Genomic DNA, 14,188 nt, shown 5'->3' on the forward strand with positions numbered 1-14,188 from the left:
GGGTCCGCGGCAGCTCGTACGCCCGGGGGCCGAGTTCGGTCTCGCACGCCCGGGGACCGAGTTCGGAGACCGGGGACCGGGGCCCACGCCCCTACGCAGCCAGACCGGATGCGGGCACGGCGAGGAGGCGTACGCGCAGGGGGACCGACGGCGACCGAAGGGGGCGGCGGACGCAGCCCGGCACCTCAACTACGGCTGACCTGCCCGTACATGTGGACTCGGCCGAGCGGCCGTCTGATGGTTATGGACCTTGTGCCACGGGCATGAGGCGGGAATGAGCTGGACGCACGGTCATCGTGACGTGACAGACGATCCCGGCAGTGCGTCGGAGCGGTTCCTCCCGGTCCGACGTCCGAACCGACTCCTTCAGCGACCTGCCCGGAGAGCCAACTCCCCTGGCGGCATACCGCGCATTCTGCGTCGTCGCGCGCGCTGGGTTGGTGCGAGGATGCGGCACCCGCGGGGTTGAGTCGCGACCGGGGCGGGGCGAGGCGACGCGCCCCTGGGCACGCGTGAGATCCCGCGAGGCTACGCACCCGTCCCCGGCCCCGCGTCGTGCGTGAGTGCCGAAGCCGCAGGCGCCGAAGGCATGTGTCGCGAGTACGGGCATCAGGAGCGCGAGCCCTGCGTGCGAGGCCACGAACGGGGTACCAGGCCCGGTGCAACAGGGTCCGTGGGCACCACGGCCGGATCGCGGTCCCGACCAGCTTCCGTACGCGTGACGGCTTGTGGGGTCGCACGAAATCCCGGCCGGCGCGCAGATGTTCGCCTAGACTCCAGGCGCCCACTCAACCGCCCGATTTTCACTGCTTCTTCACCTGCGCCCGGTTTATCAACTGACAGTTGAACATCCCTCGGCGGCCCAAAACCCGCAGCTCACCGCCATGTCACTCCGGTGGGTGATCTGGCGCGCACCCATAGTCCGTTCGGGCCATCCAAGATTGGGCCGCGCGGGGGTGTTGCACCCTGCGCGCCTTACGTAACGTCCTCAACTGGCAACGGTGAATATGCCGCTGCCGCCGTGGGGGAGCCTCGATTCGGGAGAGGACGGCACCGGCTATGGGCTGGGTAACCGACTGGAGTGCGCAGGCAGCCTGTCGCACGACGGATCCGGACGAACTATTCGTACAAGGGGCGGCCCAGAACCGCGCCAAGGCAGTCTGCACCGGATGTCCGGTGCGTACGGAGTGTCTGGCCGACGCCCTGGACAACCGGGTGGAGTTCGGCGTCTGGGGTGGTATGACCGAGCGGGAGCGGAGAGCGTTGCTACGCCGCCGCCCCACAGTCACCTCGTGGCGCCGCCTGCTCGAGACCGCACGCAGCGAGTACGAGCGCGGCACGGGCGAGAACCCGCTGCCCATGGAGCTCGACGCGGTCGGGGAGGAGCGTGCCGGCTACGCCGTGGCGGCCGGCTGAATCCACACACGACAACCCGCGGCTGAGCATCGGCCCGGCGGGCCCGGATGTGCCAGGCCCACCCGCGGCGGGTCTGGCACGTGTCGTGGACAGGCGCGGGCTCGGCCCCGGGGCCTTGGCCTGTCCGCATCTGACCGGCCATGAGAACCCACTACGAAGCGGGGCGCCCCGTCGCGCCCTTCGGATCGCCCGGGTCCGCCGGAACATCCGCAACGTCCTGAACGTCCTGAACATCCGGCGTGGTGGCGGCGAGGCGGTGCCCGATGGCCCGTAGCCCGCTCAGGTCGTGCACGTCCCCGCTGAGCGCCGCGACTTCGGTGACCGGCACTTCCGGGTGGAGCGCCGCGAATCGCTCCCGGGTGCGGCGCTCCCGAGCCACCACCCGCATCCGCTCGGCGTGCAACCTGAGCAGCCCCGCCGCCAGGCGTTCCGCGGCCCCCTCAGCCTCCGCGGGCGCCGCGGACGCCGCGGACGCCGCCGATTCCGAAGCGTTTCCCCCATCGAGATCCGCGTCCGCTTCGAGGTCCGGGCCCGCGCCCTCCTCCAGGCTCTCCGCGGCGGCCAGTGCCCGCTCCGCGCTCAGGCCGACCGCGTCCGTCTCGTGCGTACGGTTCAGCACCAGCCCGGCCAGCGGCATCCGGTCCGCGGCCAGGCGCTCCACGAAGTACGCCGCCTCCCGCAACGCGTCCCGCTCCGGAGCGGCCACCACGAGGAACGCCGTACCAGGCGCCTGCAGGAGCCGGTACGTCGCGTCCGCACGCGTGCGGAATCCGCCGAACATGGTGTCCATCGCGGCCACGAAGGTCTGCACGTCCCGCAACAGCCCAGCGCCAAGCAGCTTGTTGAGCAGGCCCGTGAACATCGACAGCCCGGCCATGCCCATGTTGACGAACTTCATGCCCGCCCGACCGCCCGCCTTCGCCGGAGCGGTCAGCAAGCGGATGAACGTGCCGTCCAGGAACGACCCCAGCCGCTTCGGCGCGTCCAGGAAGTCCAGCGCGGACCTGCTGGGCGGGGTGTCCACGATGATCAGGTCCCACTCCTCCCGGGCGCGCAGCTGCCCGAGCTTCTCCATCGCCATGTACTCCTGGGTGCCGGCGAATCCGGCCGACAGCGACTCGTAGAACGGGTTCTCCAGGATGGCGCGGGCGCGCTCCTCGTCCGCGTGCGTCTCGACGATCTCGTCGAACGTCCGCTTCATGTCGAGCATCATCGCGTGCAGTTCGCCACCGGCCGAGCCGTCGACCCCGGGGACCAGGCGTGGGGTGTTGTCCAACTCGCTCAGGCCCATGGACTGGGCGAGCCGGCGCGCCGGGTCGATGGTCAGGACGACCGCACGGCGTCCGCGTTCCGCCGCGCGCACCCCGAGGGCCGCCGCGGTCGTGGTCTTGCCGACGCCACCGGCCCCGCAACACACCACGATCCGAGTCTCCGGATCGTCCAGCAGCGGGTCCAGCTCGAGCCGGGGGACGTCGTCCAGCTCCGTGCGCCCCGAGCCGCTCCCCCGCGCCGACGCGGGCTTCGACCCGTGCCCCGCCTCGCTTCCGTGCCCCGCCTCGCTCCCGTACGCCTTCCCGCCCCCGTACGCCTTCCCGCTCCCGTACGCCTTCGGCGCGGCCGTCACGCCCGCACCCCCTGTTCCCGCAGCACCACGGACAGGCCGTACAAGCCGGCCAGGTCACCGCCGTCCGGCAGCAGTTCCAGCTCGTGCACCGGCAGCCCCAGCGTGTCGATCTCGGCCCGCTGCTCCTCGTCCAGCGCGACCCGTTCGGCGTGCTCCCGCCCCTGCCGCAACAAAGCCTCGGCGAGGCGTTCCCCGCGCCCCCCGCGCTCGCCCCCGGCCAGCCCGGCCGAGGCGAGGGCGGCGGCCAGCTCCGGCACCGCCCCCGCGCCCGCCCGTACGTCCGTGCCGGACAGCGAGGCCGGCCGCACCATGTTGACCAGTACGCTGCCCACTGGCAGCCCGGCGGCCCGCAGCTCCGCCACCCCGTCCACGGTCTCCTGCACCGGCATCTCCTCCAACAGCGTGACCAGGTGCACCGCGGTCTCCGAGGACTTCAACACCCGCATGACCGCCTGCGCCTGGTTGTGCACCGGACCGACCTTGGCCAGACCGGCGACCTCGTCGTTCACCCCGAGGAACCGGGTGATCCGGCCGGTGGGCGGCGCGTCCATCACCACCGCGTCGTACACCCGCCGACCACGCTTGTCCCGACGGCGTACGGCCTCGCACGCCTTGCCGGTCAGCAGTACGTCGCGCAGCCCGGGAGCGATGGTGGTGGCGAAGTCGATGGCGCCCAACTTGCGGAGCGCCCGGCCCGCGCTGCCCATCCGGTAGAACATCTGTAGGTAGTCGAGCAGTGCCCGCTCGGCGTCGATGGCCAGGGCGTACACCTCGCCACCACCGTAGGACACCGCGATCTTGCGTTCTTCGTACGGCAGCGGCTCGGTCTCGAAGAGCTGCGCGATGCCCTGCCGACCCTCGACCTCCACCAGCAGCGTCCGGCGGCCCTCCGCCGCGAGGGCGAGCGCGAGTGCCGCGGCGACCGTCGTCTTCCCGGTGCCGCCCTTGCCCGTCACTACGTGCAACCTGCTCACTCTCCGGACCCTAATTCGTCGCGGATCGGTCGAACCAGCACCCGGCCGCGCCCGGTAGCCCGTCCGGTTGTCCCGGGTGCCGGGCGGAGGCATAGGCTCGGGCGCATGACGAAGTGGGAATACGCGACCGTGCCGCTGCTCGTGCACGCGACCAAGCAGATCCTGGACACCTGGGGAGAGGACGGCTGGGAGCTGGTGCAGGTGGTGCCGGGGCCGAACAGCTCCGAGCAACTGGTGGCCTACCTCAAGCGGGAGAAGCAGTCTTGAGCGGGCGGGTGACGAGCAGGCTCGCCGAGCTTGGCATGACCCTGCCTCAGGTCCCCGCACCGGCCGGGGTGTACGTTCCGGCGCTGCGCAGCGGGCCGTACGTCTACACCTCGGGCCAGGTGCCGCTGGTGGAGGGGAAGCTGCTGACCGCGGGCAAGGTCGGCGCCGAGGTCACGCCGGAACGGGCCAAGGAGCTGGCCGGAGTGTGCGCGCTGAACGCGCTGGCCGCGGTGACCTCGGTGGTGGACGACCTGGACCGGATCGCACAGGTGGTGAAGGTCACCGGATTCGTCGCCTCGGCCCCCGACTTCACCGCGCAGCCGGGCGTCATCAACGGCGCCAGCGAACTGCTCGGCGAGGTGCTGGGCGACCGTGGCGTCCACGCGCGAAGCGCCGTCGGGGTGGCGGCGCTTCCGCTGGACTCGCCGGTGGAGGTCGAGATCCAGGTGGAACTGGCCGACTGAACCAGCTCCCGGCACGCGAGGCGGCCGCAGCCAGCCCCGCCGGACGCAAGGAGCGCGCGTCCGGCGGGGCACACCCGCGCGTTCAGCCGGTGGCCTCGACCCGTGCACGGGACTTACGCACGGGGCGTGGGTGTCCGGAGCCCCGGGACCGGGGCCGGGGCCGGGGTCTCGAACATCCCGAGCGGAGCCCGTAGCATCCGCTCATGTCCTCCCCCAACGGCCAGTGGTATCCGCCGGAATGGCCCGAGCGCATCCGTGCGCACGCGGCCGGCGAGATCACCCCGGAGCTCCCGCGACGGGCGGCCACCGTCATGCTGCTGCGGGACTCCGCCGAGGGCCCGCCCGAGGTGCACATGCTGCGCCGGAGGACGTCCATGGCGTTCGCCGGCGGCGCGTACGCCTACCCAGGCGGCTCCGTCGACCCGCGCGACGCCGAGTCGCAGCCGGGCCGGCCGCCGTTGGGCTGGGCCGGCCCCTCCCGGTCCGCGTGGGCCCGACGGCTCGGCACGGACGAGGCCACCGCCCAGAGCATCGTGTGCGCGGCCGTCCGGGAGACCTTCGAGGAGGCCGGCGTCCTGCTGGCCGGGCCGGACGCGGACACCGTGGTGTCCGACACCACCGGCACGGACTGGGAGGCGGACCGAGCCGCGCTCGTCAACCGGGAGACCTCCTTCGCCGACTTCCTCCACCACCGTGGCCTGCTGCTGCGTAGCGACCTGCTGGGGGCGTGGGCCCGCTGGATCACCCCGGAGTTCGAGGAGCGGCGGTACGACACGTGGTTCTTCGTCGCCGTACTCCCCGAGGGGCAGCGCACCCGCAACGCCTCCACCGAGGCCGACCGTACGGTCTGGACGAGCGCGGCCCGGGCCGCCGAGGGGTACGACCGCGGGGAGCTGACGATGATGCCCCCGACCATCGCCACACTGCGCCAGCTGCGCCCTTACGAGCGCGCGGCCGACGCGCTGGCCGGCAGCACGGAGCGCGACCTGGCTCCGGTGGTGGCGCGGGCCCGGCTGGAGGACGGGGAGATCGTGCTGAGCTGGCCGGGGCACGCCGAGTTCACCAAGCGGGTCCCACCACCTCATCCCGTACGGGCAGCGGAGCCCCATGCCGTACGGGCACCGGAGCAGTCCGCCGAGCGGCCTCCGGGCACCGAGCACCCCACGAAACGAGACACACCGTGACCGACGCAGCCGCTCTCCCCGGGCAACCGCGCGGCGGCCCCATCGACGGCACCGGCACCACCCGCGCGCGGTGCGTACTGGCGCCGAACCCCTCGGCGATGACCCTGGACGGCACGAACACCTGGGTGGTCACCGAGCCGGACTCGGACCGGGCCGTCGTCATCGATCCCGGGCCGCTGGACGAGACCCACCTGCGGACGGTCGTGGACACCGTCACCCGAGCGGGGCGGCGGGTCGCGCTGACCCTGCTCACGCACGGCCACGCGGACCACTCGGCCGGCGCGGCCCGGTTCGCGGAGCTGACCCGTACGCCCGTACGCGCGCTGGACCCGGCACTGCGGCTGGGGGACGAGGGACTGGCGGCGGGGGACGTCGTCACCACGGGCGGCCTGGAGCTGCGCGTCGTGCCGACCCCGGGGCACACCGCGGACTCGCTCTCCTTCCACCTGCCGGCCGACGGCGCCGTCCTCACCGGCGACACCGTCATCGGACGAGGCACCACCGTCGTGGCCCATCCCGACGGGCGGCTGGGCGACTACCTGGACTCACTGCGCCGGTTGCGCTCGCTCACCGTGGATGACGGGGTGGACACCGTGCTGCCCGGCCACGGGCCGCTGCTGGCCGACGCGCGCGGAGCGGTGGAGTTCTATCTGGCCCACCGGGCGAAGCGGCTCGCCCAGGTGGAGACCGCTGTCGAGAGCGGGTATCGGACGGCGCCGGAGGTGGTGGCGCACGTGTACGCGGACGTGGACCGCTCGCTGTGGCCGGCCGCGGAGCTGTCCGTCCGAGCCCAGCTCGACTATCTGTGGGAACACGGGCTGACGCGGCCGTAGACGCCGCTTTCCCCTCCCCGAGGCCGCGCCGTCCACCGCCGCCATGCCAGCCGGTGCCGTGCCAGCGCCACCATGCCAGCCTGCGCCGCCGGTCATACCGTACGGCCGGGGGCGGGCCGGGCTCCCGACCCAGCCGCGGGACCCGCCCGCTGGCCGGTCCGTGAACCACGGGTCAGCCTCCAGGGTCGGACCCGGAGTCAGCGCGAGCGCTTCGCCAGCCGCTCGATGTCCAGCAGGATCACCGCGCGAGCCTCCAACCGCAGCCAACCGCGGCCCGCGAAATCCGCCAGCGCCTTGTTGACGGTCTCCCGGGAGGCGCCCACCAGCTGGGCCAACTCCTCCTGCGTGAGGTCGTGCACCACGTGGATGCCCTCCTCCGACTGCACGCCGAACCGCCGCGAGAGGTCGAGGAGCTGCTTGGCGACACGGCCCGGCACATCGGAGAAGACCAGGTCCGACATCGAGTCGTTCGTACGCCGCAACCGGCGGGCGATCGCGCGCAACAGCGCGGACGCCACCTCCGGCCGCACGTTCAGCCAGGGCTGCAGGTCACCGTGCCCCAGGCCGAGCAACTTGACCTCCGTCAGCGCGGAGCCGGTGGCCGTACGCGGCCCGGGGTCGAACAGCGACAGTTCGCCGATCAGCTCGCCGGGGCCCAGCACGGCCAGCATGTTCTCCCGGCCGTCGGGAGAGGTGCGGTGGAGCTTCACCTTGCCTTCGGTGACGACATAGAGCCGGTCGCCGGGGTCCCCTTCGTGGAAGAGCACCTCGCCGCGCGCCAGTGTCGTTTCGGTCATGGAGGCGCGCAGCTCAGCGGCCTGCTCCTCATCGAGCGCCGCGAAGAGCGGGGCGCGCCGCAGAACGTCGTCCACGAGTTCTCTCCTTGTCGACCTGCCCATGAGGGGCGCTGTGGCACCCCATGATGCCGGACGGTAAAGCAGTGCGATCAGTCACAAGTTTGACGCACTACCCGCCCGTATCGTGCGGCAGGGGTCGGATCGGGGCGTGATTCCGCTCCGTACGGGGCGAATGTCAGTTGTCCCCTCTACGCTGGCCGGGTGTCCAGTAGCCGGTGGAGAGCGGTGCAGCTCGGAGAGAGGGGGCCGCGCGGGTGACGGCGTCAGAGGGTTCCGCTGTGGGCGAACACGCCCGGACGAAGGGCGGCAGGACGGCAGGAGGGGCGGCGAGCGACGCGGCGGCCGGTGCGGAGCCATCCGGTACGGAGGCGTCCGACGCTGAACGGACCGGAGCGGAGTCCGGACCGTCTTCCGGCCGGCCCTCGAAACGGTCGCCAGCTCAACGGGCCGGTGGCCGCAAGGCGGAGTCCCGGCTCGCGATGGTGCGCCGTGCGCGCCGTATGAACCGCGAGTTGGCCGAGATGTATCCGTACGCCCATCCCGAGCTGGACTTCGAGAACCCCTTCGAACTGCTGATCGCGACGGTGCTCTCGGCCCAGACGACGGATCTGCGGGTGAACCAGACCACGCCCGCGCTCTTCGCCGCCTATCCGACCCCGGAGGACCTGGCCGTCGCCGATCCGGAGGTGCTGGAGGGGATTCTCCGCCCCACCGGCTTCTTCCGGGCCAAGTCGAAGGCCGTACAGGGCATCGCGGTGGCGCTGCGCGACCGTTTCGACGGCCAGGTGCCGGGGAAGCTCGCTGACCTGGTCACCTTGCCCGGCGTCGGCCGCAAAACGGCGAACGTCGTCCTCGGGAACGCCTTCGGGGTGCCGGGCCTGACCGTCGACACGCACTTCGGGCGCGTCGTGCGGCGCTTCGGCTGGACGACCGCGGAGGACCCGGACAAGGTCGAGTCCGAGATCGCGGAGATCTTCCCCAAGCGGGACTGGACCATGCTGTCGCATCGCGTCATCTTCCACGGCCGACGGGTGTGCCACGCGCGCAAGCCGGCCTGCGGCGCCTGCCCGCTGGCGACGCTGTGCCCGGCGTACGGCGAGGGGGAGCTGGACCCGGACAAGGCACGCAAACTGCTGAAGTACGAGCTGGGTGGCCGACCCGGCCAACGGCTCAGGCCGCCACCGGACTTCCCGGGCCAGCCAGCCCCGCCGCTGGAGGGCCGGTGAGCAGGCTTCGCTCGCTGCGGCTCGGGCAGCGAGCGGAGAAGCCAGTGCGCGCGGAGCGTTCAGCGGGCGCGGTGGGTTCACGCGCCCTGGCGGCGGTACGGCCCACCATGGCGGCCGGGCGGCGGTGCGCATGACCCGCGCCAGCCAGTGTCCCGACCCGGCCCCGACCCCGTTCCCAACGCCCACGATCCACAGTGACGGCCTGCCCGGCTGGCTGGAGCCCGTGGACCGCGCGGCACACTCGGTCGAGGCCAGACAGCTCAGCCAGTTCCTGCCGCCAGCGGGCGGCGCGGGGCGCCCGTCGGCCGTACTCATCCTGTTCGGCGACGGCCCCGAGGGGCCCGAACTGCTGCTGATGGAACGCTCCAGCACCCTCCGCGCGCACGCCGGCCAGCCGTCCTTCCCCGGTGGCGCGCTCGACCCGGAGGACGGCGACCCGGCTGGTGCCGGGCCCCTACGGGCAGCGCTGCGCGAGGCCCAGGAGGAGACCGGGCTCGACCCGGACGGGGTACAGGTGTTCGCGACCCTGCCGGCGCTCTACATCCCCGTCAGCGAGTTCGTCGTCACGCCGGTGCTGGGCTGGTGGCGGGAGCGTACGCCCGTCGCGCCGATAGACCCGGCCGAGACCGCCCGGGTGTTCACCGTGCCCGTCAGCGAACTCACCGACCCCGGGAACCGCGCGACGGCGGTACACCCGAGCGGCTACCGCGGACCGGCGTTCACCGTGGGGTCCGCGCTCGTGTGGGGCTTCACCGCCGGCGTCATCGACCGGATACTCCACTTCGCGGGCTGGGAGGTCCCCTGGGACACCGACCGGCACCTCCCGCTCGACTGGCACTCCTGATGGCCCCCGCACGCCGGTTCCCCACCCAGCCGCCGCCCGTACCCTGCCCGTACGCTGCCCCGTACGCCCGCCGCCGCCCGCGCGGCGCTGGGCGCGGTGCCGACGACTCTGGAGGGTGACGCGGTGAACGTGCTGGACATTCTGCTCGTGCTCGCCGCCGTCTGGTTCGCGATCGTCGGCTACCGCCAGGGCTTCGTGGTCGGCGTGCTGTCGGTCGTCGGCTTCCTCGGCGGCGGGCTCGCGGCGATCTTCGTACTGCCCGTGGTGTGGGCGGAGCTGACGGACGACGCGCCACCGGGGACGCTCGGCGTGGTGACGGCGGTCGCCCTGGTGGTCGTCTGCGCCTCCGTCGGCCAGGCGTTCACCACCCATCTGGGCAACAAGCTGCGCCGCTACATCACCTGGTCCCCGGCCAAGGCACTGGACGCCACCGGCGGCGCGCTGGTCAACGTGCTGGCGATGCTGCTGGTCGCCTGGCTGATCGGGGCGTCGCTGGCGCAGTCCGCGCTGCCGACGCTGAGCAAGGAGGCACGGGCCTCCAAGGTGCTGCACGGTGTCTCGCAGGTGGTCCCGGAGGAGGCCAACAGCTGGTTCGCGGACTTCTCCTCGGTGCTCGCGCAGAACGGCCTGCCCCAGGTCTTCTCCCCCTTCTCGAACGAGCCCATCACCGACGTCCCCGCCCCCGACCCGGGCCTGGCCAACAGCCCGGTGGCGGCCCAGGCCAAGCGGTCCATCGTCAAGGTGGTGGGGACGGCGACGAGTTGCGGCAAGGTACTGGAGGGCACCGGCTTCGTCTTCGACGAGGGCAGGGTGATGACGAACGCTCACGTCGTCGGCGGTGTCGACGAGCCGACCGTGCAGATCGGCGGTGAGGGCCCGCTGCACGACGCGAAGGTGGTGCTCTACGACTGGGAGCGGGACATCGCCGTCCTGGACGTACCCGGACTGGACACCCCCGCGCTGGAGTTCGCCGAGGAGGACGCCGGCACCGGGAGCAGCGCCATCGTCGCCGGCTTCCCGGAGAACGGCGCGTACGACGTGCGCGCGGCGCGGGTGCGTGGCCGTATCGACGCCGGCGGGCCGGACATCTACCGCCGCGGCACCGTGCAGCGGGACGTCTACTCCCTGCACACCACCGTCCGGCAGGGCAACTCCGGCGGACCGCTCCTCACCCCGCAAGGCGAGGTCTACGGCGTCATCTTCGCCAAGTCCATGGAGGACGACGACACCGGCTACGCCCTCACGGTGGACGAGATCCGCCCGGACATCCAGCGGGGTCGTACGGCCGAACGCCCCGTGGACAGCCAGGGTTGCGCGCTCTGACGCCGTACGCCGCACCCGGCGCCGCGTCGGCTGCCGTACGCCCGGCCGCACCGCCCGGCCGCGCGCCCGGGCTCCTGCTGTACGGCCAAGNGGCGGCCCAGGCCAAGCGGTCCATCGTCAAGGTGGTGGGGACGGCGACGAGTTGCGGCAAGGTACTGGAGGGCACCGGCTTCGTCTTCGACGAGGGCAGGGTGATGACGAACGCTCACGTCGTCGGCGGTGTCGACGAGCCGACCGTGCAGATCGGCGGTGAGGGCCCGCTGCACGACGCGAAGGTGGTGCTCTACGACTGGGAGCGGGACATCGCCGTCCTGGACGTACCCGGACTGGACACCCCCGCGCTGGAGTTCGCCGAGGAGGACGCCGGCACCGGGAGCAGCGCCATCGTCGCCGGCTTCCCGGAGAACGGCGCGTACGACGTGCGCGCGGCGCGGGTGCGTGGCCGTATCGACGCCGGCGGGCCGGACATCTACCGCCGCGGCACCGTGCAGCGGGACGTCTACTCCCTGCACACCACCGTCCGGCAGGGCAACTCCGGCGGACCGCTCCTCACCCCGCAAGGCGAGGTCTACGGCGTCATCTTCGCCAAGTCCATGGAGGACGACGACACCGGCTACGCCCTCACGGTGGACGAGATCCGCCCGGACATCCAGCGGGGTCGTACGGCCGAACGCCCCGTGGACAGCCAGGGTTGCGCGCTCTGACGCCGTACGCCGCACCCGGCGCCGCGTCGGCTGCCGTACGCCCGGCCGCACCGCCCGGCCGCGCGCCCGGGCTCGTACCAGCCGCCGTACGTCTCCTCGCCGCGTCCCGTGCGGACCAGGGACGCCGGCGGCATCCGGGCGGCCGGACGGTTTAAGCTGCTCTGCATGGCTTCGAAGCGTCCCGGCAGTGGGCCGACCGTCCCTCAGCAGGCCGCCAAGTTCCTCGGCGTGAGCGTGCTCTCCGGCGCGGTGCTGGCCGGGCTCGCGCTGCCCGGCGCGGGGCTGGCCGGGCTCGCCGCCAAGGGCTCGGTGGAAAGCTTCGACGAGATCCCGACGGACCTCAAACGTCCGCCACTGAGCCAGCGCACCACCATCCTGGACGCGGACGGCGAGGAGATCGCCAAGGTCTACTCCCGGGACCGCACGGTCGTCGACCTCGACCAGATCTCGCCGCACATGCGCAAGGCGATCGTCGCCATCGAGGACTCCCGCTTCTACGAGCACGGCGCCATCGATCTCAAGGGCATCCTGCGCGCGTTGAACCAGAACCGCCAGTCCAGCGAGGTCCAAGGCGCTTCGACCCTCACCCAGCAGTACGTCAAGAACGTCTTCGTCGAGGAGGCGGGCAACGACCAGGAGGAGATCGCCGAGGCGACCCAGCGCACCGGGCCCGAGGGCGTGGGCCGGAAGATCCGGGAGCTGAAGTACGCCATCCAGGTCGAGGAGGAGCTGGGCAAGAAGCAGATCCTGGAGAACTACCTCAACATCACCTTCTTCGGGCGGCAGGCGTACGGCGTCGAGGCAGCCGCCCAGCGGTACTTCTCCACCTCCGCCAAGGAACTCAGCATCGCGCAGTCCGCGCTGCTGGCCGGCCTGGTGCAGTCACCCAGCGCGTACGACCCGGTCAGCTCCCCGGAAACGGCCGAGAAGCGACGGAACGTCGTGCTGAACCGGATGGCCGAGCTGGGCGACATCAGCAAGAAGGAGGCGAAGGAGGCGAAGGAGGAACCACTCGGGCTCCAGGTCAGCCAGCCGAAGAACGGCTGCATCACCGCCGTCGACGGCGCGAGCTTCTTCTGCGACTACGTGCGTGAGGTCTTCCTGACCAACAAGGCCTTCGGCAAGAGCCGCAAGGAGCGGGCGAAGCGCTGGGACCGGGGCGGGATGACCATCAAGACGACCCTGGACCCGACCGCCCAGGCTTCCGTCCAGGCGTCGTTGGAGAAGCACGTGCGCAGCTCCGACCAGGTCGCGGCGGCGACCTCGATCGTGGAGCCCGGCACCGGCAAGATCCTCGCCATGGGCCAGTCCCGGCCGTACGGCTACGGGGAGGACGAGACCGAGATCAACCTCTCCGTCAAGCGCTCGATGGGTGGCGGCAGCGGTTACCAGCCGGGGTCCACCTTCAAGCCGGTGGTCGCGGCGGCGGCGCTGGAGCAGGGGACGAGCCCGTACAAGAAGTACTCGGCGCCGTACAAGATGGAATACCCGAGTCCGGTCAGCAAGTGCGGCGGCGAGCAGTGGACCGGGGGTGGCTCCACCGTCGAGAACGAGAATGAGACGGAGAAGGGCCCGTACCGGATGAAGGAAGCGACCGCCCTGTCGGTCAACACCTACTACGTCCAGCTGATCAGCGACATCGGTATCTGCCCGGTCTCCAAGCTGTCCGAGCGCATGGGCCTGGAGCGGGCCGACGGAAAACAGCTGCAGCAGGTGCCCTCGATGACCCTCGGCGTGCAGGAGATGACGCCGCTGACGATGGCGGAGGCGTACGCCACCTTCGCGAACAACGGCGTGCACTGCACTCCGATCGCCATCGAGTCGATCACCGACGCCCGCGGCAAGTCGCTGAAGGTGCCCGAGTCCACCTGCAAGCGCGCCATGTCCGAGAAGACCGCGCACACCGTGAACTCCCTGCTGAAGGGCGTCGTTGAGGACGGTACGGGCAAGAAGGCCGGGCTGAGCGGCCGGGACAGCGCCGGCAAGACGGGCACCTCGGACGAGCGCTACGCCGCCTGGTTCGTCGGCTACACGCCGGAGGCGTCCAGCGCGGTCTGGGTCGGCGACCCGGCCCACGAGCGGCGGATGGTCGACATCACGATCGGCGGGAAGTACCACGAGAAGGTGTTCGGCGGTGGCGTGCCCGGCCCCATCTGGCGGGACGCGATGAACGGCGCGTTGGCGGACAAGCCCGCGAGCAAGCTGCCCACCGTCGAGGTCAAGGACAAGGACAAGGGCGGCAAGAAGGACGAGGACAAGGGCGACGACGACGCGGAGGATGACCAACCGGACGACCCGAAGCCACCCAGGGTGCCGGAGGTGCCGGAGCTTCCGGAGGCCCCTGAGAACCCCCTGCCGGACATCACCCTGCCGCCCGGCATGATCGGCGGCGGCGGGAACGGCGGCAATGGCGGTGGCAACGGCGGCTGGCCGCAGCCCCGCTAACGGCCCGCGGCCCCGGCCCCGGCCCGT

General features: G+C 71.9%; 12 protein-coding genes and 1 pseudogene. 10 read left to right on the forward strand and 3 right to left on the reverse strand.

Translation table 11 applies throughout. The features are described 5' to 3' along the window. The first annotated feature begins 1,059 nt into the window (after positions 1-1,059). Positions 1,060-1,416 carry a WhiB family transcriptional regulator gene (locus AN216_RS23620; protein WP_070198738.1) on the forward strand — a complete coding sequence of 119 codons (357 nt, stop codon included), beginning with the start codon at positions 1,060-1,062 and terminating at the stop codon, positions 1,414-1,416. Between the two features lie 151 nt (positions 1,417-1,567). On the opposite strand, the gene bagB is transcribed toward AN216_RS23620, so the two are convergent. Together bagB and bagA are read right to left on the reverse strand one after the other, a co-directional pair. Next, positions 1,568-2,896, reverse strand: a complete 1,329-nt coding sequence (gene bagB / locus AN216_RS23625) for an ATPase BagB (protein ID WP_107402083.1) — start codon at positions 2,894-2,896, stop codon at positions 1,568-1,570. Between the two features lie 140 nt (positions 2,897-3,036). Continuing rightward, complete coding sequence (gene bagA, locus AN216_RS23630; RefSeq protein WP_070198739.1) at positions 3,037-4,014, reverse strand: ATPase BagA; 978 nt, start codon at positions 4,012-4,014, stop codon at positions 3,037-3,039. A 105-nt stretch (positions 4,015-4,119) separates the two neighbouring features. On the opposite strand from bagA, the gene AN216_RS28405 reads away from it, so the two are divergent. From AN216_RS28405 to AN216_RS23645, 4 genes are all read left to right on the forward strand, one after another. Continuing rightward, positions 4,120-4,281: a Sp36 family protein gene (locus AN216_RS28405; RefSeq protein WP_107402080.1), complete on the forward strand. Its 162-nt coding sequence runs from the start codon at positions 4,120-4,122 to the stop codon at positions 4,279-4,281. After that, entirely contained in the window at positions 4,278-4,745 is a 468-nt protein-coding gene (locus AN216_RS23635; RefSeq protein ID WP_079166917.1) for a RidA family protein, read from the forward strand. The genes AN216_RS28405 and AN216_RS23635 overlap by 4 nt, the downstream gene beginning before the upstream one ends. A 203-nt stretch (positions 4,746-4,948) precedes the next feature. Beyond that, a complete protein-coding gene (locus tag AN216_RS23640) occupies positions 4,949-5,929 on the forward strand; it encodes an NUDIX hydrolase (protein ID WP_070198741.1) in 981 nt (326 codons plus the stop codon). Next, on the forward strand, positions 5,926-6,762 hold the full coding sequence (locus AN216_RS23645; protein WP_070198742.1) for an MBL fold metallo-hydrolase: 837 nt from the start codon (positions 5,926-5,928) through the stop codon (positions 6,760-6,762). The genes AN216_RS23640 and AN216_RS23645 overlap by 4 nt, the downstream gene beginning before the upstream one ends. A gap of 197 nt (positions 6,763-6,959) precedes the next feature. On the opposite strand, the gene AN216_RS23650 is transcribed toward AN216_RS23645, so the two are convergent. After that, entirely contained in the window at positions 6,960-7,634 is a 675-nt protein-coding gene (locus tag AN216_RS23650) for a Crp/Fnr family transcriptional regulator (RefSeq protein ID WP_070198743.1), read from the reverse strand. A 200-nt stretch (positions 7,635-7,834) separates the two neighbouring features. Here AN216_RS23650 and nth point away from each other — a divergent pair, with 200 nt between their 5' ends. From nth to AN216_RS23675, 5 genes and pseudogenes are all read left to right on the forward strand, one after another. Next, entirely contained in the window at positions 7,835-8,845 is a 1,011-nt protein-coding gene (gene nth / locus AN216_RS23655; RefSeq protein ID WP_420855792.1) for an endonuclease III, read from the forward strand. Between the two features lie 130 nt (positions 8,846-8,975). Beyond that, positions 8,976-9,689: an NUDIX hydrolase gene (locus tag AN216_RS23660; protein WP_070198745.1), complete on the forward strand. Its 714-nt coding sequence runs from the start codon at positions 8,976-8,978 to the stop codon at positions 9,687-9,689. A gap of 123 nt (positions 9,690-9,812) precedes the next feature. Then, entirely contained in the window at positions 9,813-11,012 is a 1,200-nt protein-coding gene (locus tag AN216_RS31170; protein WP_070198746.1) for a MarP family serine protease, read from the forward strand. 59 nt (positions 11,013-11,071) lie between these two features. After that, a pseudogene (locus AN216_RS23670) lies at positions 11,072-11,716 on the forward strand (MarP family serine protease); the annotation flags it as partial. A gap of 165 nt (positions 11,717-11,881) precedes the next feature. Next, complete coding sequence (locus tag AN216_RS23675; protein WP_070198747.1) at positions 11,882-14,161, forward strand: transglycosylase domain-containing protein; 2,280 nt, start codon at positions 11,882-11,884, stop codon at positions 14,159-14,161. Positions 14,162-14,188: the final 27 nt, after the last annotated feature.

The organism is Streptomyces oceani, assembly GCF_001751245.1.
In the GTDB taxonomy this organism is placed as follows: Bacteria; Actinomycetota; Actinomycetes; order Streptomycetales; family Streptomycetaceae; genus Streptomyces; species Streptomyces oceani.